At 50.4% G+C, this 676-nt stretch carries 1 protein-coding gene; it reads right to left on the bottom strand.

From position 1 onward, the window contains the following. Positions 1–452 precede the first annotated feature (452 nt). Positions 453–676: transposase (locus FHK95_RS19975; protein WP_150306378.1), on the bottom strand; the 224-nt coding region annotated here is incomplete at its 5' end.

Here is a 676-nt window from a genome sequence, read left to right on the forward strand (position 1 = left end):
GGGAGTTATTCAGACCTTCCCTAAGCTCTTGGTGTTGTGAAGCTACACGTACTAGTGGCGTGTCTGTAATATCCGTTTATCTGAAAATAGCGGACGCTATATAAGACCAAAATGGGTTCTTCATCACTTCATGTGGATTTGGCTTGATCGAACAAGTGCCTCACAGGGCTGCCAATCAAGTAAATCATGGCGATGAAATTGGCCTCGTTCCGGTAGCCGCGCGCACGTGACCGAGCTGCCTGGAACAGGCCGTTCATTCCTTCCAGACGTGTATAAATGGGGTCAGATGAGAATGGAACTTACTTAAGGAATCGCTGATCAATTCAGATTTGCGCATTACCGGTGTCGATCAACTGAATTTTTGATGCAGCGAACCTGTTCTTGGCGACATTGCTCCGCAAATCGCCTTCAACTCTGGCCATTTTGGCCTATTTCCACCCGACTACCGGAGTTCAAGACGCAATAACCCCGTCTGTCACCGCATAACACCGCTTGGCCAACACCAGATTGGCCAGTGCAAACAGACTGAACAGCTGGGCCTGATTCTTCTCCATGCCCCGATAGCGCACCTTGCGGTGACCAAACAGATTCTTGATCACATGGAACGGGTGTTCCACCTTGGCGCGGATGCTCGCCTTGCAGTGCTCAATGCGTTGCAATATCTGCTTCTCCGGGC

This window comes from Pseudomonas saliphila (assembly GCF_008638345.1).
Lineage (GTDB): Bacteria > Pseudomonadota > Gammaproteobacteria > Pseudomonadales > Pseudomonadaceae > Halopseudomonas > Halopseudomonas saliphila.